Origin of the sequence: Microcystis aeruginosa NIES-4325, from assembly GCF_008974145.1 — a bacterium.
Lineage (GTDB): Bacteria > Cyanobacteriota > Cyanobacteriia > Cyanobacteriales > Microcystaceae > Microcystis > Microcystis aeruginosa_G.
Genome location: NZ_BJKP01000136.1, coordinates 1 through 315 on the forward strand (window position 1 = coordinate 1; position 315 = coordinate 315).

1 pseudogene is annotated in these 315 nt (G+C 40.0%); it reads left to right on the forward strand.

Annotated elements, in window-relative coordinates:
• Positions 1 to 77 precede the first annotated feature (77 nt).
• Positions 78 to 315, forward strand: a pseudogene (locus MiAbW_RS19350) (IS110 family transposase); the annotation flags it as partial.

Genomic DNA, 315 nt, shown 5'->3' on the forward strand with positions numbered 1-315 from the left:
AGATAGGGACTAAAAGGCCCTACGGGAGTATCGTAAGGCTAATTCTTTTTAAATCTAATTAACTCCCATTATAAACCATGAAAAGAATACTAGGGATAGACGTTAGTCGTAATTGGGCTATCGTGGTCCTGTTGTGCGAATTTCCGTCTGTTTCTCCCCTGCAATACTCGAAAAATGTTGGAGAACCAATTAAAGGATACTCGCGGATCAAGGGGAACACTCAACTTAATGAGATAGCTTACAAGTTAGAGTGTAATGCTGAAGCGATCGAGATTGTTAAATCCTTAGAAGTCGATGCTATCATCTTAGAGCCTA